The following is a 736-nucleotide window of genomic DNA, read 5'->3' on the forward strand; positions in this document are numbered from 1 at the left end:
ACAAGGTAAATAACTCATGACAAGCTCAGCAAAACCAACATTGGCTGTCGCACTCATTGTTAAGAATGAAGCAAAAAACCTCGATGCTTGCCTTAAAACAGTAGCTGAGTGGGTTGATGAAATCGTCATTCTTGATTCAGGTAGTACCGATGAGACAGAAAAAGTCGCTCGTAAGTACACAGAAAAGTTCCATGTAAATAAGGATTGGCCTGGCTTTGGTCCACAGCGACGTCTTGCCCAAGAGTATGTTGAGTCAGATTTTGTCCTCTGGTTAGATGCTGACGAACGCATTACCGAGGAGTTAAAAGTTAGTATTCAGCAAGCTGTTGAAAACAATGAACCGAACACACTTTACAGTATTTGTCGCTTGAGCTGGCTGTTTGGTCGCTATATTCGTCACTGTGGCTGGTATCCAGATAGAGTCGCAATTAACTCAATATGACGACTCGTTGGTACACGAAAAAGTGGAAATCTCTGCAGATATGAACGTAAAAGAGTTGTCTGGTGATGCTATCCACTATACCTATAACGACCTGCACCACTACTTGGTGAAATCTGCAGGCTATGCTCAAGCTTGGGCGGAACAACGAGAAAAGCGTGGCAAAAAGAGTAGCATTTTAGAAGGCATGCTTCATGCTATTGCATGCTTTCTAAAAATGTATGTATTCAAAGCAGGCTCTTTGGATGGCAAGCAAGGCTTCCTGCTTTCGGTCTTGTCTGCGCACTCTACCCTTGT

Annotated in this window: 1 pseudogene; it reads left to right on the forward strand. The window is 43.3% G+C overall.

Annotated elements, in window-relative coordinates:
* Positions 1 to 16 precede the first annotated feature (16 nt).
* A pseudogene (locus tag KIV40_RS25905) lies at positions 17 to 736 on the forward strand (glycosyltransferase family 2 protein); the annotation flags it as partial.

The sequence above is a fragment of the Vibrio sp. D173a genome (genome assembly GCF_030248475.1).